Origin of the sequence: Corallococcus caeni, from assembly GCF_036245865.1 — a bacterium.
Classification (GTDB): Bacteria; Myxococcota; Myxococcia; order Myxococcales; family Myxococcaceae; genus Corallococcus; species Corallococcus caeni.
In genome coordinates this window covers 467,610-489,085 of record NZ_BTTW01000004.1, presented here as the reverse complement: position 1 = coordinate 489,085, position 21,476 = coordinate 467,610, and the positions used below count along the sequence as shown (strand labels likewise).

The following is a 21,476-nucleotide window of genomic DNA, read 5'->3' as shown; positions in this document are numbered from 1 at the left end:
TCACGCACCTCCCGTCGCGCCGGACGCGCCGGGAGCCGCGGTGGGCTCGCCACCGGGCACGGGCTCCACGTGGAAGCGCTGCACCACGTGTTGCAGGTCCGCCGCCAGGGCGGACAGGTCCGCGTTGGCCGCCACCATCTGCTTGGTGGCCGCGGCGTTCTGCTCGGTGACGCGCAGGATGTCGCCCATGGCCGCCGCCAGCTGATCCGTGCCCGTCTGCTGCTGGAGCGTCGCCAGCGAGATGCTGCGCACCGCGTGCGACGTCTGCCGCGCCAGCTCCAGGATGAGCCCCAGGCTGTCGTCCACCTGCGCCGCCAGCAGCGTGCCCAGCTCCGTCGTCTTGAGGCCCGCCTCCGTGGCCATCACCGCGCCGTTGGTCGCGTCGCGGATCTCCCCGATGAGGCCTTCAATCTCCTTCGTGGAGCGGATGACGTTCTCCGCCAGCCGACGCATCTCCGCCGCCACCAGGGAGAAGCCCCGCCCCACCTCGCCCGCCTTCGTCCCCTCCAGCTCCGCGTTGAGCGCCAGCAGGTCGGACTTGTCGGCGATCTCGTTGATGAACTCCACCACCTTGCCAATCTGCTGCACGCGCTTGTTGAGGCGCACCACCGCGTCCGCGATGGCCTCGTTGTCCTCCTTCATGCGCTGCATGGCGCCCAGGAAGGCGGTGGCGCCGCGCTGGCCGGACTGCGCCGCGCCGAAGGTCGTCTCCGCGATGGCGGACACGGACTCCGCGTTGTCGGCGATCTGCTGCGCGGACCGGGCCAGCTCCTCCGTGGTGGCGCTGGTGGCGTTGAGCGCGCCGGCCTGCTCGTCCGCGCCCACCTCCTGCTCCGTGCTGGTGGCCACCAGCTGCTCCGTCGTGGAGGAGATTTGGATGCCCGCCCGCTTGAGCTGCGACAGGGCCTGCACCAGCTGCACCTGCATCTGGGTGAAGGCCGCGGAGGTGGCCCACACCTCGTCCTCGGCGTGGATGACGCGCGGAGGCCGCACCTCGCCGCGCGCGATGCGCGTCGCGTCCTCGGTGATGGCGCGCAGGGGCTCCGCCAGCGCCGTGCCCGCGAGCGCCGCGGTGCCCAGGATGAGCAGCGTCACGAGCCCCGCGATGAGTCCCAGCGGCGGCTCCTCTCCCTTGCGCGCCCGCGCAATCACCTCCGCCCGCTCCGTCGGCGTGGTGGCCTGGGCCCACGCGTCCACCACCGTCACCGTGCGCGTGAAGGCCACGTCCAGGATGAAGAGGGACGGCCCCAGGACCGCGATGGCGGTGAACACCACCAGCCGGCGGCGGATGTGCATGCGCCGGGGCGGCAGCGCGGCCAGCACCTCCAGCGGCGACGGCCCCAGCTCCACCAGCCGCTCCAGCGTGGCCCGCGCGCGGCGCACCACCATCAGGTAGACGAGCATCGCGCTCAAGGGGCCGATGGACAGCCCCAGCACCGTCACCCGCAGGCCCTCCGTCCACGGCACGTGCGCGAGCGTGGGGAAGGCCAGCGCCACCGTCAGCGTGCCGCCCAGCCACCCCTGCATCACGAACCAGAAGCTGCGGCCGGGGATGGCCGCCACCTCCTGGACCGCCACCAGCAGGTGCTCCGACGTGACGGGCAGCCGCCCCTCGCCCAGCGCGAACAGCGTGCGCAGGGCCCGCGTGTCGCGCGCGTACCCCACGCTGATGAACAGCGCGAGCGCGCAGAACATCAGCCACGTCAGCGGCGTGCGGCCGGCCTCCGGCAGCGTGTGCGACAGGTGGATGTGCAGGAACGCCACCCCCACGCCCAGGCAGCTGCCCGGGATGCGCGGCCGCGTCGTCCAGCGCCCCAGCGAGCGAAGCTCCGGCGGCGGCGTCATGCGCCCTCCGCGGCCAGGTCCAGCAGGTAGCGCTGGAAGGCCTCCAGGCGCAGCAGCGGCCAGAGCACCCCGCGGGTCAGCACGAAGCCGCGCAGGCTGCCCCCGGAGGCCCCGGCCACCACCGGCGAGGGCGGCAGCACCGACAGCACCTCCGAGTCAATCTCCAGCCCGTCCACGCCCACCGTTCCCCCGGTGGCCGTCACGAGCACGCGCTGGGCGCCGCCGGCGCCCTGGAAGGCCCGGTGGGCGCACACCATGCCCGCGTCCGGCGCGGCGATGGAGGCCACCTCGCCCGCCTCGAAGGCGATGCGGTGCGGCCCCACGTGGCACAGGAGCGTCCCCTCGACCCGGCCCGCGGGAAGCATGGGGCTAGCCGCCCTGGCTGAGGTGGTCGAAGAGGCCTTCCGGGTCGATGACGGCCACGTCGCGCGAGCCGCTCTTCACGGGGCCGCGCAGGTGGACGTGCACGCCGGAAGGGCCCAGGGGCTCCAGCGGTCCCATGAGGGCGGACACGCCGGCGACGTTGCTGGCGGTGAGGGCCAGCGTGCCGCGGGACAGCCGCACCAGGACGGCGCGGCGGGACCCGGCGGTGACCCCGCCCACCAGCAGGCTCATGTCCACGACGGGGATGACTTCACCCCGGTGCGCGAACACTCCCAGCAGGTGGGGCGGGGAACCCGGTACCCGCGTCAGCTCGGGGAAGGTGACGACCTCCGCCGCGGCTTCCGCGGGCACCGCGTACCAACTGCTTCCACACGCGAAGACGAGATAGGACTGGCGTGTTTCCGACTCTAGGGCGGCCATGCGCCCCAGAGCCTACCCCAGAACTAGCGCTGGAACTCCACGCGGCGGTTCTCCGCCCAGCCTTCCTCGGTGGCCGCGCTGGACACCGGGCGGGTCTCACCATAGCCCACCGTGGACAGCCGGTTGCCCGGCACGCCCAGGTCGGTCAGGTAGCGCTTCACGGCCGCGGCGCGGCGGTTGGACAGCTGGAGGTTGTACTCCTCCGTGCCGCGCTCGTCCGCGTGGCCGCCCAGGGTGATCTTGCCCTGGCTGGCCTTGATGCAGGCCGCCAGCTCACCCAGGCGCGACTGCGCGCTGGAGTCCAGGGTGGACTCGTTGAAGCCGAAGCGCACCGGCGAGTAGTCGCACTTGGAGCTGGCGTCCGCCGTCACGCACTTGCCGGACTGGCACTCCTGGCCCTCACCGCAGTCGGTGCTGGCGGTGCAGGTGTCCTTGGGGGCCTGGCAGCGGCCGGCCTGGCACTTGCCACCGTTGCACGCGGAGTCGTCCTTGCACTGGGCCTCGGCGCACTTGCCGGCCTCGCAGATGCGGCCGGTGCCACAGGCCGTGTCCGTGGTGCACTCGGGCGGCTTGGGCGCGCACTTGTTGGCCTGGCAGGTGAAGCCCTCACGGCAGTTCGCGTCCGTCGCGCACTCCTGGCACTGGCCCTGGACGCAGACCTCGCCCTTCTCCTGGCACTGCTCGTCGTTGTTGCACTTGGGGTAGGTGGGCGGGCACCCGGTCAGCACGGCCACGGCGAGGGCCAACCCGGCCCAAAGCGAAATCCGACGCATCATTCCTCCGACAGCAACCACGGGAAAAGAGAGGCCCACAGGGGATGGGCCAGGCTGTCGCGTGTAGTCGGACCCACCGGGGAGAGTCAAAAGATTTGTCTTTTCCTGGCCCCGGGGGGCGGCACGAGACCCTTGAAGCCCCGATTATTTCCGTGAGAGTGTGAGCGGTTTGCCCATGCCCGCCGCCGTCCTCATCGTCGATGACGAGAAGAACATCCTCCTCACCCTGAGCCAGTCCCTGCAGCTGGCGGGCTACCGCACGGAGCTGGCCAGCAGCGGGCAGGTGGCGCTGGACGTGGTGAGCGCGCGCCCCGTGGACGCGGTGTTGATGGACGTGAAGATGCCGGACATGGACGGCCTCACGGTGCTGGCGAAGCTCACGGCCCTCAAGCCGGACCTGCCCGTCATCATGATGTCGGGCCACGGCACCATCGACACCGCGGTGAAGGCGACGCAGCTGGGGGCGCGCGACTTCCTGGAGAAGCCCCTGGCGAGGGACCGGCTGCTGGTGGCGCTGCGCAACGCGCTCAAGCACCAGGCGGCGATGGAGGAGCTGCAGGAGCTGCGCGCGCAGCTGGGCCGCTTCGACATGGTGGGCGGCGGGCCCGCCATGCAGCGCATCTTCTCCCTCATCCAGCGGACGGCGCCCAGCGAGGGGCGCGTGCTCATCACGGGTGAGAACGGCACCGGCAAGGAGCTCATCGCGCGCGCGCTGCACCAGCACTCCCGGCGCAAGGGCGGCCCGTTCGTGAAACTCAACTGCGCCGCGGTGCCGCACGACCTCATCGAGAGCGAGCTGTTCGGCCACGAGAAGGGCGCCTTCACCGGCGCGGTGAGCGTGCGGCGCGGCAAGTTCGAGCTGGCGCACGAGGGCACCCTCTTCCTGGACGAGATCGGCGACATGCCGGCCGCGATGCAGTCGAAGCTGCTGCGCGTGCTCCAGGAGGGAGAGCTGGAGCGCGTGGGCGGCGCGGAGACGCTCAAGGTGGACGTGCGCGTCATCGCCGCGACGAACAAAAATCTAGAGAAGGAGATCGCCGCGGGGCGCTTCCGCGAGGACCTCTACTACCGCATCAACGTCGTGCAGATTCACTCCCCGCCGCTGCGCGAGCGCCGCGAGGACCTGCCGGACCTCATCGACACCTTCCTGCGCGAGGCCTGCGCGAAGAACGGGCGGCGGCCGCTGGCGCTGTCGCCGGACGCGCTGGCGGTGATGAGCGCGTATGACTACCCGGGCAACGTGCGCGAATTGCGCAACCTGGTGGAGCGGCTGGCCATCCTGTGCGAGGGGCCCATCGTCTCGCGCACGGACGCGCTGGAGCTGCTGCCCCGCGGCCGTCCCCTGCCCCCCATGCCCGAGCCCACCGTGGGCGGTGACGTGCCCGCCGCGCCGCTGGCCGCCGCGACCGTCCCCGCCTCCGGGCCCGTCACGGAGCCCGCCGCGGCGAACCCGGGCGGATGGAAGCCGCGCGTGGACCAGACCTTCCGCGAGCAGGTGGAGGACGCGGAGCGGGAGATCATCCAGCGGGTGCTCGCCCACACGCACGACAACGTGACGGAGGCCGCGCGGATCCTCGACCTGGAGCGGGGGCACTTCTACAAGAAGATGAAGGCCCTGGGCCTGCGCCGCGGCCAGTCCGAGGCGTGAGCCCCCCGTTCAGAACTGGCCCATCAGCCCGCCCACGACGGCGCCCTGCTTCGACATGCCAAGCACGGGCGTGACCCGGGCGCCCGGGAGGCTCGGGGTCGAGGGAGGCCACGCGTCCTGCGTGCCACCTCCTTGGGACAGCCCGTAGCCCAGGAACGAGCCCACGAAGGGCATCACCACCAGGCCGATGACGCCCACGGTATGCAGGGCGCTGTCGTCGCTGAGGGTGAGCAGGGCGGAGGGCACCGCGCCCAGGGTGGCCCCCAGCAGGGTGAGGCCGTAGCTCCCCTGCCCTCCCGACATGTTTCCGGCGAAGTAGACGGGAATCGAGGTCCCGATGGCCGCCCCCAGCCCCACGGGGACGAGGCTCATGGCGGAGCCCGGGCACCCCAGCGCATCACACCGACGGTCCAGCCCGATGCCGACGAACAGGCCAGTCAGCGCGCCGCTCACGAACCCGGCGCTCCCCATCAGCGTTCCCAGGGCCAGGTGCTTGCCCACGCGATAGTCCGGCGAAGCCTTCGCGGATGCGGAGACGGACGTGGGGGCGAAGGCTGGCTCCGGCGCCATGCCGGGGGGCGCCAGGAGGTTCAGCGACTCCGGATCTCGTGAAGCAGGGCTGCCCTGGCCTCGTGCGGCTTCGGGTCTGAACGCCAGCCACAGCATCAGCAGGACCCCTGGGTATCGACGCATCACTGCCCCCCTGCGCGGTGGAACCACCCGACAGCCCCGGACGGTATCAGCGCGCGCGCCGCCCCACCGGGCCGCCGGCCACGCCGCGCCTGCCTGCCCTCCAGCACACGCTCGCGTGCGACCCGGGGCCCGTTGCGTGGCGCGTTGACGGCCGCGGGACGCGTCTGGTCTATTCGTCCCACGGGTGCCGAGGGGTGCCCGCCGCCCGGAAAGACGACGTCACCCTCGCCGCACCCGCTGTCGCCAGGCTCCTGATGCAGTCCTTCCACGGTCCCCCAACGGGTGAGGGCCAGCACCGGAGGATTCGTCATGGGAACCGGCAGCACCCTCCCCGTCACGCTTCATGAATACAAGGTCCGCGCGTCCCTGCTCATCAAGGACCTGGACTCGTCCGACACCGCCCGCGCCACGCGCGCCGCGGAGCGGATGCGCGCCCTGCCCTTCTTCGCGGCCCTGTCCCTGGGCGACGTGCTCGCGCGCCGGGACACCGTGCGGCACAAGCACGGGCTGGCCGTCGTCGCGCGGGAAGCCGGCCACGCCACCTGGACCGACCTGAAGCAGGCCCTGGAGGACGGGGCGCGGCGGCTGGACACGCGCGCCTTCTTCCGGAAGGTCCAGGCCGTGTTCCTCAACCGGTGGTTCTCCACCTACGAGGACGCCGCGCGTTCGCTGGAAGCGCAAGGGGGCTTCCTCTTCCCCTTCCGCGCGCAGTGCTTCGTCTGCGAGGCCGACTTCCTCCAGGCGCTGGGTGTCGACCCGAGGGACGCGGACTGGGAGCGGATGGGCCGGGACTGGGTGCGCCCTCGCGACCGCGCCGCGAAGGAGCGGCTGGAGGCGAAGCTCGTCGCGCTGGGCTACGGAGGCCACCATGTCCGGTGAGGACTCGCGCGCGTCCCGCGCCGAACGCAAGCGCGCGTACAAGGAAGCGGACGTGCCCATGGGCATCTACGCCATCCGCTGCCACGCCAACGGCAAGCTCTTCGTGCACCACGCCCTCAACCTGACCGCGATGTTCAACCGCCTCCGGTTCGAGTTCGCCCAGCGCATGCACCGCGTCCCCGAACTGCAGGCGGACTGGGAGCGCTACGGCGAGGCGGCCTTCTCCTTCGAGGTGCTGGACAAGCTGCCGCCCCGCGAGGAGCCCGGCGGGCCTCCGCCCCTGGAGGAGCTGAAGGTGCTGGAGGAGATGTGGCTGGAGCGCCTGAAGCCCTACGGCGACGCCGGCTACAACGCGCCGCCCGGCCCCTGAGGCCCTCGCGCCTCGCGCGGAGCGTCCCGTGACGGAGCCCGAAACAATCCGTCACGGCCGTGTAACGAAGAAGTCACGTCCCCCCTTCAAGGTCCGGAATCGCAGTGCCACGGCGGAGACCCCGCTCCGCCGTGGCCGTGAACCCCCGCACCCGAAAAGGGACCCCCATGGCCTTGCCTCGTCCGCGCCTGTCCGGCGCCTTCGCGTTGTTGGCGTTCGTCCTTGGCGCCTGTGGCAGCGACCGCCCCGACACCTGGACCGACGCCTCGCACGGGAAGCACGCTCCACCGGCCTACGACGTCGTCTTTCCCAAGGGAAAGGTGCAGCGCCTGGACATCGTCGTCACCTCCGAGGACTGGACGACGATGCAGGACGACATGACGTCCATGCTCGGCGAGTTCGGCGCGGGTGGAGGCGTCGGACCCGGTGGGCCTCCGGACGGTGGCATGGGGGGTGGCGGGGGATTCCCCGCGGAGTTCGAGGCCGCGTGCGTGGGCAAGGCGGCCGGTGAGGCCTGCACCGCCACCTTCAACGGCAGCACCTTCACCAGCACCTGCGCCACGTCCCCCATGGGCGGCACGCTGGCGTGCCTGCCGACGATGGGCGGTGGCGGCCCCGGCGGTCGTCCCGACGGCGGAGGGCTGGAGCCGGGCGGCGGTGGCGGGGGCGACATCATCCCCAACACGCCGGTGTACGTGCCCGCGACGGTGAAGTTCGAGGGCAAGGCGTGGCACTCCGTGGGGCTGCGTTACAAGGGCAACTCGTCGCTGTCCCAGGCGTGGCGGAGCGGCGTGGGCAAGATGCCGCTGCGCTTCAACTTCGACAAGTTCGAGGACGCGCACCCTGAAATCGAGGGCCAGCACTTCTACGGCTTCGGCAAGCTGTCGCTGTCCAACGCGGTGGCGGACGCGTCGCTCATCCGCAACAAGGTGGCCACGGACCTGTTCCGCGAGGCGGGCGTCCCGGCCAGCTACACCGCCTTCGCGGCCGTCTACCTGGACCACGGCGACGGGCCCCGGTACTGGGGGCTCTACACGCTGGCGGAGGACCCCGGTGACCCGCTGCTCGAGCGCTCCTTCGGGGACGACAGCGGTCCGCTCTACGAAGCGGACGGCAACGGCGCGCGGCTCCAGAGCTTCGACGAGGCCTCCTTCGAACCGGACAACAAGGCGGCGGAGACGGCGGGCTGGGGCAGCGTGCAGGCGCTCATCACCGCGCTCAACTCGGACCGCGCGGACTCCGTCGCGTGGCGCTCGCGGCTGGAGGCGACGCTGGACGTGGACGGCTTCCTCAAGTGGCTGGCCTACAACACCGTCATCGAGAACTGGGACGCGTACGGGGCCATGTCCCACAACTACCTGCTGTATTCGCACCCCGGGGAGAACGGCCGGCTGCACTGGGTGACGTGGGACCATGACCGCTCGTTCCAGGACGGCCTGCGCGCCACGTCGCTCTCGCAGGAGTCGGTGGACGCGACCTGGCCGCTCATCCGCTACCTGATGGACGACCCCGTCTACCGGCCCGTCTACGAGAAGTACGCGCTGGAGGCAGCGGACGGCCTGCTCGCCCCCGGCCCGCTGGAGGCGCGCTTCCGCGAGGAGCACGCGCTCATCGCCCCGTGGGTGGTGGGGGAGAACGCGGAGCAGCCGGGCTTCACGTTCCTGAGCGGCCCGCAGGCGTTCCAGGACGCGCTCACCGGGCCCAACGGCCTGGTGGACTTCGCGACGAAGCGGCAGGCCGAGGTGCACGCGACCTTCGGTACGAGCCCATGACCGCGACGGCCCGGGTGCAGGACCCGGACCAGCCCGCGCCTTGCGCGGAGCAGGACCGGGAGCGGCGCTTCCAACCGTCGCGAGAGGCGCTGGCGTCCTTCCTGGGCGCCGTCCAGGGCTGGACGTCCCGCCACCTCCACGACCCGGGCCTTCCCGTGGCCTACACGCGCACGACCTACCTGGACACCGACGGCCTGGACTTCCTGGGCTCGTGTCACTCGGGCCAGGCGGAGCGGCTGCGCCTGCGGGAGTACGCGGGCGCGGCCCACCTGGCGGAGGCGCCGGTGCTGACGGGGAAGCGCTTCCTGGAGCTGAAGCGCAACCACGGCGAGCGGCGCACCAAGGTCCGCGTGCCCGTCACGGAGACGGAGGCCCGCGCGGTGCTCACCGGCCAGCCCCTGCCGGTGGAGGGCGGCGCCGCGCGGCTCTTGCGGCAGGCGAGCCTTGCGCCGGTGCGGCCCCGCGTCACCGCGTGGTACCGGCGCACCACGCTGGCCACGGTGTCCTGCGACGTGCGCATCACGCTGGATGAAGGGCTGGTGTTCGCGCTGCCGCCGGACACGCCCGCGGCCGCGGCGCTCGCGGCCCCCACGCGGCTCGTGGGCCGGGCGCCGCCCGCGACCGTCGTGGAGGTGAAGTGGAAGCACGACGCTCCCGCCTGGCTGGAGCAAGCGCTGTGGGGGCTGTCGTCCCATGAGACGGCCGCCTCGAAGTTCGAGCAGGGCATGCGCGCGCTCCTGGAGGACGCGCGCCCCACGAAGTGACTCCCCCCGAAGGAAATCCCCTCAAGTGCCCCCCAGACTCCGCCCCCCTCCTGGCCGTGCCATGCCCGCGCGCGGGCTGCTGCTGACCTGCCTGCTCTGCTGCGCGTCCGCCAACGCGCGGGCGGCTGACGCCTCGCCTTCCACGGGCGCGACGCCAGCTCCCTCCGCGCCGTCGCTGCCAGAGCCTCCTCCCGCCACCGTGGCCCCGCCGCCTCCGCCGGACGACGACACGGGGTCGGGCCTGCCGCCGCCCACCGTGCGGCTCCCCGCGGGCTCCGGGGTCATCGAGGTGGGGGGCCGGCTGTCGGTGCGGGAGACGGTGGACTCGCGCCCGGACAAGGTCTGGTCCGGACGGCTGTCGCTGCCGGCGACGCGCCTGGAGGCCACCTACCGCTTCAAGAAGAAGCTCAAGGCGGTGGTCGAGTTCGACGTGCAGGACGGCCTCAAGGACGCCTACGCCTGGCTGGACCTGCCCCATGGCTTCGCCCTTCGCGCGGGCCAGTTCAAGGTCCCCCTGTCGCTCATCGAGCTGGAGTCGTCCCGGTCGCTGCCGCTCGCGCGACGGGGCCTGCTGCGGGACGTGCTGCGCGACGCGCTGGCGCTCACCGGCCGCAGGCCCGGCGCCCAGCTGGAGTGGAAGTGCAAGGACTGCGCGGTGGACCTGAAGCTGCGCGCGGGCGTGTGGCAGACGGGCAACGACACCGGCAAGGTGGACCTGTCCAAGGGACTGGGCGTGGTGCCCGCCTTCCGGGGCACGCTCACGCTGGGCACCGTGGAGCTGGGCGCGTCCGCGCTCCTCCAGCCCGCGGGCACCATCGACGGCGGCTCGCACACGGGCTGGACGGCGGGGCTGGACGTCCAGCACGCGCTGCCCGTGGGGCACGGCGCGCTGCGCACCTGGGGCGAGGTGCTGGTGGGCCGCACCGAAGTGCTCACCGGCCTGGAGGGCCCCTTCCTCACCGCGCGGGCGCTGACCGGCTGGCGCCTGGGCGGAGGGGCGCAGGGCGCGCTGTTCGTGGAGCCCTTCGTGATGCTGTCCGCGCTGGATCCGGACCGCACGCTCCACCAGGACCTGGTGTGGGAGGGCACCCTGGGCCTGAACGTCGGTCAGTTCCGCCACTGGCGCCTCCAGGCCCAGGCGGAGGTGCGCGAGGCCGGCGCGGCGGTGCCCGCGGTCGTCACGTCCCTGGAGAACAACCTGGCGTCGCGCAAGAGCGTGCTGCTGCAGATGGAGGTCGCCTTCTGATGTTCATCGTGTTCGAGGGAATCGACGGTTCGGGCAAGACGACGCTGTCCAACCGTGTGGCGCGCGAGCTGCGCCGGGCCGGGCTCAGCGTGCGCCACGTGCGCGAGGACGGCCGGCTGGCCTCGCCCGTGTCGGAGGGGCTGCGGCGCTTCACGCGCGACCCGCTGCACCTGGCGCTCACGCCGGTGGCGGAACTGCTGCTGTACGCGGCGCGCGAGGCGCAGCTCCTGGAGGAGGTGACGCGGCCGGCGCTGGCGGAGCATGACGTCGTCATCGCCGACCGCTTCCTCTACACCGCCGAGGTGCTGGCCCGCTTCGGCCGGGGCCTGCCGGAGGCGGAGGTGCGGCCCGTGCTGGACACCTGCCAGCGCGGCCTGCACCCGGACCGCGTCTTCCTCATCGACGTGGACCCCGCCATCGCCCGCGCCCGCCGCCGCGCCTCCAAGCTGCTGGCGAAGGACCGCTCCACGCCGTCGCGCAAGGGGCTCACCGGCGCCGGCCTCCAGGCCCGCCTGCGCGCCGGCTACCGCGCCCTGGCCGCCGCGCACCCGGAGCGCTGGAGCGTCGTGGAGAACACCGACGTCCCCCTGGACGAGCAGGTGACGCGGCTGGTGGAGGACGTGCTGCGCGCGCGCCGCGGTGAAGCCCCCCTCTTCCACGCGGGCCTGACGCGCCCCACCGTCCCGGTGCGCTCGCTGCCGGAGGCTCGCGGCCGGTTCCTGGCCCGGCTGGATGGGTGGACCGTGGACGAGCCGGGCCTCGCCGCGTGGTTCCTCGCGGGAATGGAGGGCCAGGACGTCGAGGCGCGCCGCGCGCTGCTGGCGGAGCGGTGCCCGGAGCTCATCGCCCACGGGCTGGCCGGCCTCACCCACCCCAGGGCGTGGGAATGGCGCCAGCGCCTGGAGGCCGCCGCGCCCGAGCACGTGCTCGCGTCCCTCACCGACGACGCCAGCGACGCGCCGGAGGCCTGGCGCCTGCGCGAGCGCTGGGAGCACCGGGCCCCGGAGGCCGTGGCCACGTCGCTCACGGGCCTGGACTCCGAGCGCGCCTGGCTCATGCGCGACCGGCTGTCACGCGCCGCGCCGGAGCCGGTGATGGAGTCGCTCTCCGGCCTGGACAGCGCGCGGGCCTGGAACGAGCGCTGGCGGTGGTTGTCCTCGCGCGGCGGCGACGCGGCCTTCGCGGACGAGGGCGTGGCCCGGGCGCTGTGCCGGTCGCTGCGGGGCGTGGACAGCGAGCGGGCGTGGGAGTGGCGCGAGCGCGCGATGGCCGTGGCGCCGGACGCCGTGCTGCGCTCGCTGGAGGGCCTGGACAGCCCCCGTGCCTGGGCCCTGCGCGAACAGCACGCGGCGCGCGCGCCCAAGGCGGTCATCGGCTCGCTCATGGGGCTGGACGTGCCCGCCGCGTGGAAGCTGCGCGAGGCGTTCGGCGTGGCGTGCGAGGAGGTGCTGGACTCGCTCACCGGCATGGACGTGCCCGCCGCGTGGAGGTTGCGCGCGGTGCTCGCGGACACCTGGCCCTCCGCCACCGTGAAGAGCCTGGGCCTGCTCGCCGCGACGGCGCGAGGACAGGCCCTCACGCTGGAGCTGCTGGAGCGTCACCCCCACGACTTCGCCCTCCTGCGCCAGGCGGCGCGGACGGTTTCCCAGGTGGAAGAGGAGCCTCGCCATGGCGTCGCATGATGTGTTCAGCGCGGGCGCGCAGGCGCCCGTGCACGGGCTGCCGCTGATGGACGTGCTGGAGCGGCTGGGCTTCGCGCTGGTGCTGGGCGCGCTCCTCGCCTTCCGGCCCTGGCGCCGGTGGATGCCCCGCGCGCCGGTCATGGCGCAGGAGACCATCCACACGCAGCTGCTCATCGCCATCGCCGGGGCGGTGATGACCACGGTGATTGGCGACAGCATGTCGCGCGCCTTCGGGCTCGTGGGGCTGGGCGGTTTCATCCGCTTCCGCTCCGGCATCAAGGACTCGCGCGACGCGGCGGTGATGTTCGTGATGATTGGCGTGGGCATGGCGTGCGGCCTGGGCGCCTTTCCCATCGCCGTGTGCGCCACGCTCTTCTTCGGCGCCGTGCTGCTCGCGCTGGACTCCACCCTCCAGCGACACCCGCAGCGGCTGAAGCTGTCGCTGGACGTGGACGACCTGGGCGCCGCCCTGCCCCCCTTGCGGCTGCTGCACCCGGAGTCCCGGGTGCTCACCCTGGAGCAGTCCTCCGCCACCGCGGGCGGTACCGCCGTGGTGGAGCTGGCCGTCCCCGACCGCACCGACACGTTCCTCCTGCTGGAGAAGCTGCGTGGCGCGCTGCCCGGCGTGCGCGCGGCGTCCATCGACCCCGAGTAGCCCCTCCCTCGCCTGGAGCCCCCATGTTGCAAAGACTGATGCCCCGGTCGGATGGCTTCTTCGACGACTTCGACGCGCAGTGCGCCACCACGCTGGAGGGCACGCGCATGCTGCACGCGCTCCTCAGCGACTACCGGGACGTGGGCAACCGGGTCCGGGCGCTGAAGGCCGTGGGCCATCAGGGCGACGCGGTGGCGAAGGCCGCCTTCACCCGGCTCCACCGCGAGTTCATCACCCCCTTCGAGCGCATCCACATCCACGCGCTGCTGTCGCGCATCGACGAGGTGCTGGACTTCGCGCACGCCACCGCGTCGCGCCTGCATGCCTACGAGCTTCCGGAGTGCCTGCCGGAAGCCACGGAACTGTCGGGGCTGCTCGTGCTGTGCGCGGAGCAGGTCCGCGACGTGGTGACGTGCCTGCGGACCATCAAGCAGCCCGAGCGCATCCTCACGGGGTGTGAAGCCCTCAAGCGACTCCGGGCACAGGCGGACGAGGTGCTGGGCGCGGGCCTGGGCCGCCTCTTCCGGAGCGGCGTGGACCCCCTCACCGTCATGAAGTGGAAGGGCGTCTACGACCTGCTGGAGACCGCGCTGGACCGGTGCGTGGACGTGGCCCACGGCGTGGAGGGCGTCGTCCTGGACCACTCCTGAGCACCTCCTCCCCACCTGGCGGGCCGTGCCGGGTGCCCCGGCGCGGCGGGACGTGCGAGGATGGGGGCCTCTCATGAGCACGAGCGCCGCCCCCATCCTCGGCATCGACTTCGGGACCACCAACACCGCGGCGGCCTTCTTCGACAAGGCGAACAAGCTGCGCGTGGTGCCCATCGCGGAGAAGAGCCTCACGCTGCCCTCCATCGCGTGGTTCCACGCGGGCGACAAGGCCATCGTCGGCCCCGCGGCGCGGCGGCAGATCATCGACGACCCGCGCCACACCATCTTCGGCGCCAAGCGCTTCCTGGGCCGCCGCTTCCAGTCCGAATACGTGGCCCGCCACCGCGACCGCTTCGCCTTCGAACTGGTGGAGGGCGCGGACGGCTACACCGCCGTGCAGGTGTACGGGAAGGTGACGCCACTCATCGACGTGGCGCACTTCATCCTCAAGCACATCCACACCCTGGCCACGCACGCGGCCGGAACCAGGTTCGAGGAGTGCGTGCTCACCGTGCCCGCGCACGCCAACATCCGCCAGCGCGAGGCCATCCGCCGCGCGGCGGAGAAGGCGGGCCTGCGCGTGCGCGCCATCGTCAACGAGCCCACCGCCGCGGCGCTCTACTACGCCAACCTGCGCAACCCCGAGCAGACGGTGATGGTGTTCGACCTGGGCGGCGGCACCTTCGACGTCACGCTCATGTCCGTGCAGAACCGCGTGGTGAAGGTGCTGGCCACCGGCGGCGACGCGTTCCTCGGCGGCGCCAACTTCGACGAGGCCATCGTGGAGGCGCTGGTGGAGGACTTCCGCCAGCAGCAGGGCATCGACCTGCGGGGCAACAAGGTCGTGATGCAGCGGCTGGTCTTCGCCGCCGAGTCCGCGAAGATGGCGCTCTCCAGCGGCACGTCCGTCCCCATCCGCATCCCCTGCATCACGCAGAAGGACGGCGCCTTCGTGGACTTCAACGTCATGCTCACCCGCGAGCGGATGGAGGCCATGGTGTTCCAGCTCATCGAGCGCACCGCCGCCGCGTGCGACGACGTGCTGGAGAAGGCGGGCCTGAAGCCGGACGCCATCGACGAGCTGGTCATGGTGGGCGGCCAGACGCGCATGCCCGCCATCCGCAAGCGCCTCTCCCACTTCAAGAAGCTGTCGTCGGACAAGGAGGTGCACCCGGAGCTGGGCGTCGCCGTGGGCGCGGCCATCCTCGGGCGCAACCTGGCGCGCGGCATCAGTGGCCTGTCGGACGTGGTGCCCATGCCCATTGGCGCCATGGTGCCCGGCGGCGGCCAGCACGAGGTGCTCCCCGCCAACACGCCCGTGCCCGGCACGCGCACCGTGGACCTGGAGCTGCCGCCCTGGCCCGGCCCGGTGCCGGTGGCGCTGTTCGAAGCGCTGGACCGCACCACCGTGGAGCGCGAGCTCTTGGGCACCGTGCGCATCGAACCGGACTGGCGCGTGGCCCACCCGGGCCCCACCACGCTGGAGCTGCGCATGGGGCCGGACTTCGCCCTCACCGCCAGTCTCGTCGCGAAGGACGGGAGCAGGCAGCCGCTCACCATCAGCGACCCGAACGCGCCGCAGCGGGCTTGAGCGACGCTCAGCGCACCGTGCGCTTGAGCTGCTCCAGGAGCTGGCGGCTCTCCTCCAGCGCCTCCTGGCAGTGGGCGACGAGCGGCTCCAGCCCCTCCAGCACCCGGGCGTCCGCGCGCTGCTCGATGTCCCAGCACAGCGACTCCAGCGTGGCCGCCCCGAAGTAGGCCGCGTTGGACTTGAGCGTGTGCGCGGCCCGCGCCAGGTTCTCCAGCTCGCCGCGCGCGAGCGCCCCCCGCGCGTCGTCCATCAGCCGGGGCATGCTCTCCAGCGCGGTGTCCACGAGCTCCGGGAGCATCCGCTCCACCTGCCCGTCCAACGACTGCCACAGCCTGTCCAGCGCGCCCGCCTCCAGCCCCCGGATGCGCGGGACGCCCATGCGCGGGGCCTCCGGGACGTGGGCGATGGGGGCGGCACCGGGCTCGCGCGGCAGGCGCTCCCAGGCGCGGCGCAGCGCGGAGATGAGCTCCTCCACGCGGATGGGCTTGCTGAGGAAGTCGTCCATGCCCGCGTCCAGGCACTCGCGCCGGTCCGCCGTCATCGCGTTGGCCGTCATGGCGATGACCCACGGCTGCTCGCTCATGGGCACGTCCTTGCGCAGCTGGCGCGTCGTCTCCAGGCCGTCCAGCTCCGGCATCTGGACGTCCATCAGCACGACGTCGTAGCGGCTGCGCGCCAGCAGGTGGAGCCCCTCGCGGCCGTTGTTCGCGGTGTCCGCCGGGTAGCCCAGCCGGTCCAGCACCAGCAGCGCCAGCTTCTGGTTGGTGGGGTTGTCCTCCACCAGCAGGATGCGCAGGGGCATCTGCTCGCCGGGGCGCGTGTTGAACACGGAGCGCTCGCGCGTGGCGGGCGCGGGGGCGGGCGGCAGGGGCCGGGCGGAGATGAGGTCCTGGGCCAGGCACGTCATCAGCGCGTCGTGCAGCTGCGACGCCTTCACCGGCCGGGGCAGCACCGCGGTGAAGAGGCCCGGCGGCTGCGCGTCGCGCTGGTCATACGACGTGAGCAGCAACAGGGGCAGCTCGCGCGCGTCGCGCTGCTGGCGGATGTTCGCCGCCAGCGTGGGGCCGTCCATCAGCGGCATGCGGTGGTCCAGGATGGCCAGGTCGAAGCGGGCCCCGGACTCCAGCTTCGCCAGCGCCTCCGCGCCGGAGCCCACCTCCACGATGGCCATGCCCCACGCGGCCAGCTGGCGGCCCAGCAGCTTGCGGTTGATGGCGTTGTCGTCCACCACCAGCACGCGCCGGCCGTGCAGCTTCAGCGCGTCCGGGCGCAGGGCCTCCGCGCTGCGCGGGGCCTCGCGCGCCTGGAAGGTGAAGTGGAACGTGGCGCCCCGGCCCGGGACGCCCTCGCTCTCCATCCACAGCCGCCCGCCCATCGCCTCCACCAGCCGCTTGCTGATGGCGAGCCCCAGGCCCGTGCCGCCGTAGCGGCGCGACACGGATTCGTTCAGCTGGTTGAAGGGCTGGAACAGGCCGCCGCGCGCGGCCTCGGTGATGCCCAGGCCGGTGTCCTGCACCGCGAAGTGCAGCTCGAAGAGGCCGCCCGGCGCCAGCGGCTGGCGCGGGGTGTCCACGGAGATGGACACGCCGCCGCGCTCGGTGAACTTCACCGCGTTGCCTACCAGATTGAGCAGCACCTGCCGCAAACGCGCGCCGTCGCCCACCACGGTGACGGGCGTCTCGTCGGTGACGTGGTAGCCCAGGTCCAGGGACTTCTCGCTCGCGCGCATGGCGAGCAGATCCAGCACGGACTCCACGCACTGGCGCAGGTTGAAGGGCTGCTGCTCCAGTTCGACCCGGCCGGCTTCGATCTTGGAGAAGTCCAGCATGTCGTTGAGCAGCCCCAGCAGCGCGTCGCCGCTCTGGCGGATGGTGGACGCGAAGTCGCGCTGCTCGGGCGTGAGCGCCGTGTCCATCAGGAGCCCCGCCATGCCGATGATGGCGTTCATCGGCGTGCGGATTTCATGGCTCACCGTGGCCAGGAACAGGCTCTTGGCCTGGTTGGCGTGCTCGGCGGCCTGGCGCGCCCGCTGGAGGTCGGTGACGTCGTGGTAGATGGCGATGAAGCCCATGGACTGGCCGGCCACCGTCACCGGCAGGGCGCGCAGCTCCACGTCCACCACCGTGCCGTCCTTGCGCACGCGCTTGGTGACGACGTGCACGCGGTCCTTGCGCAGCACTTCGCGCGACGTCTCCTCGGCCTCCGGACGGATGCCGTCCGCGTTGGCCACCAGCTTGAGGATGTTGCGCCCCAGCGCCTCCTGCGGCGTGTAGCCGAAGAGCCGCTCCGCGGCGGGGTTCCACGTCATCACCTCGAAGGCGCGGCTGATGGTGATGATGGCCACCGGGCTGTGGCGCACCACCGCCTCGAAGAACTCCTTCTGCTGCCGGAGGATGGACTCGGCCGCCTGGGCGGCGTCCATGCCCCGGAGCAGCAGCATCCAGCCTGCGTCCTGCGGCACGGCCAGCACGTGCACCGGGTGCACCGGGCCCACGTGGCACTCGGACTCATGGGGAGCGTCACCCGGCAAGGGGACCTGGGGAGGCGTCCAGCCCGGCAGCAAGGCCTGCACCGGCTGGCCCACCAACAGGTCACGGGGCCCCAGCAGCGCCTCCGCGGCGCGGTTCACGGCCACGACCCGCAGGGTCGGGTCCAGGACGAGCACGCCGTCTCGCGTGTGCTCGAACAAGGCCGGATACGCGCTGGGTGGCAGTTCGGGCAAACTTCCCCCTCCGTTCAAGAACTGTAGGTCAGTCCAGGCGCCAGTTCCATGTCATCCACGGAAAACCGTGGAGGTGGGCAGGCGCAGGCCTTTTGACGGCGCTTCGGGGACGGCGATTCAGGGGGTTGGAGTGCTTGCCTGGCCATGGAGACGGTCGGGATGTTTCGGTTTGTTTTCACCTGGCGGTGGGAGGTCTCCCAGGGCGCTGGCGAGGACGCCCCAGGCGATGCGTGAGCGAAGCCAACGGCCGGGCGGCCCGGGTATCCATGCCACGGAGGAGGCCAGGGTGGACAGGCCCGAAGCAGGGTCGCGCAGCGTCACACTCCGCGTCCGGACCTCGTGCGCGGCGAGCGTGGGGCAGCCGGCCTCCGCCAGGTCGCGGTCGAGCGCGGCGGAGGCCTCTGTCAGGGCCGGGGCCGCGAAGGGCTCCAGCAGCCGCGCGTGGAAGGCGGTCTCAGTGAGGGCGATGCACCGGTTCGGCCCTGTCGCGCAGCGGCGGGCCTGACGGGCCACGTCCGGAGGCGCGGCGAGGCCGGCGAAGCGGGGGCCCGTCTGGAGCAGGGCGCTCATCCGGGCCGTCTGCCCGGCGGGCATGGGCGTCCAGTCCGCGGGGGGTGAGGACATGGCGTCGTGGGCCAGCCGCTCGATGTCGAGCAGGTTGACGGCGAGGGAGCCGCCCGCGAGCGAGTCCGTGCGCAGGCTCAGCCACGCGAGGTGCCGCACCTGCTGCGCGGCCTCCAGCGGGTGGCCCGTCCGCATCCCATGGAGCATGCGGAACTTCGCCCAGCGCTGGAGCAGGAAGAGGTCGGGGACCTCACCGGCGACCCAGTTGAAGCGTCCCTCCGTGCTCAGGGGGCTGCCGTTGAACAGGTCCCACCGGTCATACGCCAGCAGCCGGACCATCCAGTCGAAGTCCAGGCGGGACACGTCGATGTTCGCGGTGAGCCAGCGGCCCTGTCTCAGGTCCAGGGCCTCCTCGCGCAGCGCTTCGGGGAGCACCAGCGGCGAGCCCTCGGGCGGCGCCCGCTTCAGGTCGCGCGACCAGGGCAGCCATGCGTTGAGCAGGAGCCCCGCGTCGCCTTCCGTCCGGCCTTCGTGGAACCAGGGGTCGGCGTCCAGCGCGGCCTCCTGCGCGCAGTAACCCTCCACGTTCGCGGCGAGCGCCTCACGGTGCAGGCGCAGCGGCGCCTCGACCTTGCGCTGGAACCACGCCTCCGCGCCCACCCCGCAGGCGCCGGCCAGCACGAAGAGCCCCGCGAAGGAGGTCCCGGCGATGCGCCGGCCCCTGTTCTGCACGGCCCTGTCGGAGGACTTCATGGCCCGAATCCTAGGAGGCTTTTTCCAGGGGACCCAGGAAGTGTCCGCGGCCGCCGCGCCACTGTTTCAGGGTAGACGGCCAACCAGCCCCCTGCCCTATTGGCAGTGACAGGGACCGCCGACCTGGAATCAATGGCGGACCCTGGGCAGTGCGTCGCCTGGGCGACCTAGCTTTCTTTCGAACACATGGAAGAGAGAGCCGTGCCCGACACGACGACCCCGCCCCTGATTCTCATCATCGATGACGAGCCGGAGCTGGAAGTGATGGCCCGGTACCTCGAGCTCGAAGGCTACTCCGTCCTGACGGCGTCCAATGGCGAGGAGGGACTGCTGGCGCTGGCCTCGTGTCGCAAGCCCTGCATCGTGCTGCTGGATTTGATGATGCCGGTGATGGACGGCTACGGCTTCCTCCGGCGCCTGCACGACGATGCGACCCTCTGCGGCCTGCCGGTCTTCGTGCTCACGGCCAGCTTCCAGACGGAGCGGATGGCCGGCGTCGTCGGGCTCTTGCGCAAACCCCTGCACATGGAGTTGCTGCTGGAGGCGGTCGCGCCGTACTGCCCGCCTCCGGGCGAAAAGGAGACCTCCACGGCGGGTTAGCCGGGCCAGGTCAGGCGGCGATGCGGGCCACGCACTCCGGGCTGTCGTTGGCGGGGGAGTTCACCCCGCGCGCCACCTCGTGGACGTCCAGCGGCGCCTCCGGCGCGGGCACGAGCAGCGGCAGGAGGACGGACGCCTCCTGGGGCTCCGGGCGCAGCCACACCGACTGGCCTTCCGGCGACAGGATGACGGGCATCCGGTCGTGGATGGGCGCCATCAGCGCGTTGGGGCCGGTGGTGATGATGGTGCAGGTGCGCAGCACCTCGCCGGTGTCCGGCGCGGTCCACTCCTCCCAGAGCCCCGCCAGCGCCAGGGGCTTTCCGTCGCGGTGGTGGAAGAAGTACGGCGTCTTGGGCTTCGTGGACTGCTTCCACTCATACCAGCCGTCCACCACCACCAGGCACCGCCTGCGCTTCAACGCGGAACGGAAGCTGGGCTTCTCCGCCACCGTCTCACCGCGCGCGTTGATGAGCTTGTTGCCGATGGACGCGTCCTTCGCCCAGGACGGGATGAGCCCCCAGCGGAACACGTCCAGCAGCCGCGCGCCGTCGTTGGGCACCACGGGCAGCAGCTGCGTGGGACAGAGATTGAAACGCGCGCGCTCCAGCGTCGCGCGCGCGCCCGCGAGCTCCAGCTCGGCGACGAGCTGCGCGGGAGAGGTCCGGACGGTGACTCGGCCACACATGGGCCCAAGCGTAGCGCCCGGCGGCCGGGCCCGCACGTTCCGGACGCCCGGCCGGTGGGGGACCGGGCCCCCTCCTCCGGTCCCCGCGCGGCCTACTGGAACAGCCGCCAGCGGGACTCCTTCGGGGCTCCCGCGGGGAGCACGACGGGGACTTCCCAGGTGATGTGGTACTCGGTGTCCAGCAGGCCCAGCTTGCGCCCCTGGACGCGGGGGTTCCGCGCCCCCACCATGGAGAGCACCTCGCGAAGGACGCCCTCGTGGTACGCGGCCGGCATGAAGTCGCGCCGCATGACGAACAGCGCGTCCCCCGCCCCCTTCCAGTCGACGGAGCGCTCCCCGTAGCTCACCGCCATCTGGTAGCCGGACGGCAGGTTCGTCACGAGCTTGCGCGCGTCCCCCGCGGCCAGCAGCAGGAAGGTGCGCCCCACCGCGGACTCCAGGAAGCTGCGCGTGGCCTGCATGCCCATCTGCCGCAGCGCCTCGTCGAACCCGCCCCACCGTGGCGACAGCAGGCGCGCCGCCACCTGTGACAGCTTGAGGAAGCTGGCCACCGGGTAGTTGAAGAAGCCCACGAAGCGGCGCTCGTCGGTGACGGCCCGGCAGGTGGCCACCGCGTCCTCGCCCACGCCGGTGCGCACCGACTCCAGCACCCCCAGGAAGAACATGCCCCGGGCGGTGTCCAGCTCCGTCGCCGCCATTCGCCGCACCGCCCAGTCCGCTTCCACCGAGCCTGCCTCCGGGAACGGCTTCGCCTGTGCCTGCATGTGCATCCTCCATGTC

At 72.2% G+C, this 21,476-nt stretch carries 20 protein-coding genes; 11 read left to right on the top strand and 9 right to left on the bottom strand.

Annotated elements, in window-relative coordinates:
• From AABA78_RS20230 to AABA78_RS20215, 4 genes are read right to left on the bottom strand one after another with little or no spacing between them, the layout of a single operon-like run.
• On the bottom strand, positions 1-1,845 hold the full coding sequence (locus tag AABA78_RS20230; RefSeq protein ID WP_338264795.1) for a methyl-accepting chemotaxis protein: 1,845 nt from the start codon (positions 1,843-1,845) through the stop codon (positions 1-3).
• Positions 1,842-2,210, bottom strand: a complete 369-nt coding sequence (locus tag AABA78_RS20225) for a protein CrdC (protein ID WP_338264794.1) — start codon at positions 2,208-2,210, stop codon at positions 1,842-1,844. The genes AABA78_RS20230 and AABA78_RS20225 overlap by 4 nt, the downstream gene beginning before the upstream one ends.
• Positions 2,211-2,214: 4 nt before the next feature.
• Positions 2,215-2,649 (bottom strand): chemotaxis protein CheW, encoded by a 435-nt coding sequence (locus tag AABA78_RS20220; RefSeq protein WP_171420964.1) that lies wholly within the window; start codon positions 2,647-2,649, stop codon positions 2,215-2,217.
• Positions 2,650-2,672: 23 nt separating this feature from the next.
• Positions 2,673-3,422 (bottom strand): OmpA family protein, encoded by a 750-nt coding sequence (locus AABA78_RS20215; RefSeq protein ID WP_338265137.1) that lies wholly within the window; start codon positions 3,420-3,422, stop codon positions 2,673-2,675.
• Between the two features lie 175 nt (positions 3,423-3,597).
• Between AABA78_RS20215 and AABA78_RS20210 the strand changes: the two genes are divergently transcribed.
• Positions 3,598-5,070, top strand: a complete 1,473-nt coding sequence (locus AABA78_RS20210) for a sigma-54-dependent transcriptional regulator (RefSeq protein WP_338264792.1) — start codon at positions 3,598-3,600, stop codon at positions 5,068-5,070.
• A 9-nt stretch (positions 5,071-5,079) separates the two neighbouring features.
• Here AABA78_RS20210 and AABA78_RS20205 read toward each other — a convergent pair whose 3' ends face one another.
• Positions 5,080-5,763 (bottom strand): hypothetical protein, encoded by a 684-nt coding sequence (locus tag AABA78_RS20205; protein ID WP_338264790.1) that lies wholly within the window; start codon positions 5,761-5,763, stop codon positions 5,080-5,082.
• A gap of 309 nt (positions 5,764-6,072) precedes the next feature.
• Between AABA78_RS20205 and AABA78_RS20200 the strand changes: the two genes are divergently transcribed.
• The 9 genes from AABA78_RS20200 (at position 6,073) to AABA78_RS20160 (ending at position 15,372) form a co-directional block, all read left to right on the top strand.
• A complete protein-coding gene (locus AABA78_RS20200) occupies positions 6,073-6,642 on the top strand; it encodes a hypothetical protein (RefSeq protein ID WP_338264788.1) in 570 nt (189 codons plus the stop codon).
• On the top strand, positions 6,632-7,012 hold the full coding sequence (locus AABA78_RS20195) for a GIY-YIG nuclease family protein (RefSeq protein WP_338264786.1): 381 nt from the start codon (positions 6,632-6,634) through the stop codon (positions 7,010-7,012). The genes AABA78_RS20200 and AABA78_RS20195 overlap by 11 nt, the downstream gene beginning before the upstream one ends.
• 167 nt (positions 7,013-7,179) lie before the next feature.
• Entirely contained in the window at positions 7,180-8,784 is a 1,605-nt protein-coding gene (locus AABA78_RS20190; protein WP_338264784.1) for a CotH kinase family protein, read from the top strand.
• Positions 8,781-9,548 carry a VTC domain-containing protein gene (locus tag AABA78_RS20185; RefSeq protein ID WP_338264782.1) on the top strand — a complete coding sequence of 256 codons (768 nt, stop codon included), beginning with the start codon at positions 8,781-8,783 and terminating at the stop codon, positions 9,546-9,548. The genes AABA78_RS20190 and AABA78_RS20185 overlap by 4 nt, the downstream gene beginning before the upstream one ends.
• A 61-nt stretch (positions 9,549-9,609) precedes the next feature.
• Positions 9,610-10,794 carry a porin gene (locus AABA78_RS20180; protein WP_338264781.1) on the top strand — a complete coding sequence of 395 codons (1,185 nt, stop codon included), beginning with the start codon at positions 9,610-9,612 and terminating at the stop codon, positions 10,792-10,794.
• Positions 10,794-12,476: a dTMP kinase gene (tmk, locus tag AABA78_RS20175; RefSeq protein WP_338264779.1), complete on the top strand. Its 1,683-nt coding sequence runs from the start codon at positions 10,794-10,796 to the stop codon at positions 12,474-12,476. Before AABA78_RS20180 ends, tmk begins: the two co-directional genes overlap by 1 nt.
• Complete coding sequence (locus tag AABA78_RS20170; RefSeq protein ID WP_338264777.1) at positions 12,463-13,131, top strand: DUF4956 domain-containing protein; 669 nt, start codon at positions 12,463-12,465, stop codon at positions 13,129-13,131. The genes tmk and AABA78_RS20170 overlap by 14 nt, the downstream gene beginning before the upstream one ends.
• Positions 13,132-13,154: 23 nt before the next feature.
• A complete protein-coding gene (locus AABA78_RS20165) occupies positions 13,155-13,781 on the top strand; it encodes a DUF47 domain-containing protein (protein ID WP_338264775.1) in 627 nt (208 codons plus the stop codon).
• Between the two features lie 73 nt (positions 13,782-13,854).
• Positions 13,855-15,372 (top strand): Hsp70 family protein, encoded by a 1,518-nt coding sequence (locus AABA78_RS20160; protein ID WP_338264773.1) that lies wholly within the window; start codon positions 13,855-13,857, stop codon positions 15,370-15,372.
• Positions 15,373-15,379: 7 nt separating this feature from the next.
• Here the strand turns inward: AABA78_RS20160 and AABA78_RS20155 are convergent, their stop codons facing one another.
• Positions 15,380-18,094, bottom strand: a complete 2,715-nt coding sequence (locus AABA78_RS20155; protein WP_338264771.1) for a PAS domain-containing hybrid sensor histidine kinase/response regulator — start codon at positions 18,092-18,094, stop codon at positions 15,380-15,382.
• A 117-nt stretch (positions 18,095-18,211) separates the two neighbouring features.
• Positions 18,212-19,411 carry a hypothetical protein gene (locus tag AABA78_RS20150; RefSeq protein WP_338264770.1) on the bottom strand — a complete coding sequence of 400 codons (1,200 nt, stop codon included), beginning with the start codon at positions 19,409-19,411 and terminating at the stop codon, positions 18,212-18,214.
• A 201-nt stretch (positions 19,412-19,612) separates the two neighbouring features.
• On the opposite strand from AABA78_RS20150, the gene AABA78_RS20145 reads away from it, so the two are divergent.
• Complete coding sequence (locus AABA78_RS20145) at positions 19,613-20,011, top strand: response regulator (protein WP_338264768.1); 399 nt, start codon at positions 19,613-19,615, stop codon at positions 20,009-20,011.
• A 10-nt stretch (positions 20,012-20,021) separates the two neighbouring features.
• On the opposite strand, the gene AABA78_RS20140 is transcribed toward AABA78_RS20145, so the two are convergent.
• Positions 20,022-20,696 (bottom strand): SOS response-associated peptidase, encoded by a 675-nt coding sequence (locus tag AABA78_RS20140; RefSeq protein WP_338264766.1) that lies wholly within the window; start codon positions 20,694-20,696, stop codon positions 20,022-20,024.
• 92 nt (positions 20,697-20,788) lie between these two features.
• Complete coding sequence (locus tag AABA78_RS20135; RefSeq protein ID WP_338264764.1) at positions 20,789-21,460, bottom strand: DUF2378 family protein; 672 nt, start codon at positions 21,458-21,460, stop codon at positions 20,789-20,791.
• Positions 21,461-21,476: the final 16 nt, after the last annotated feature.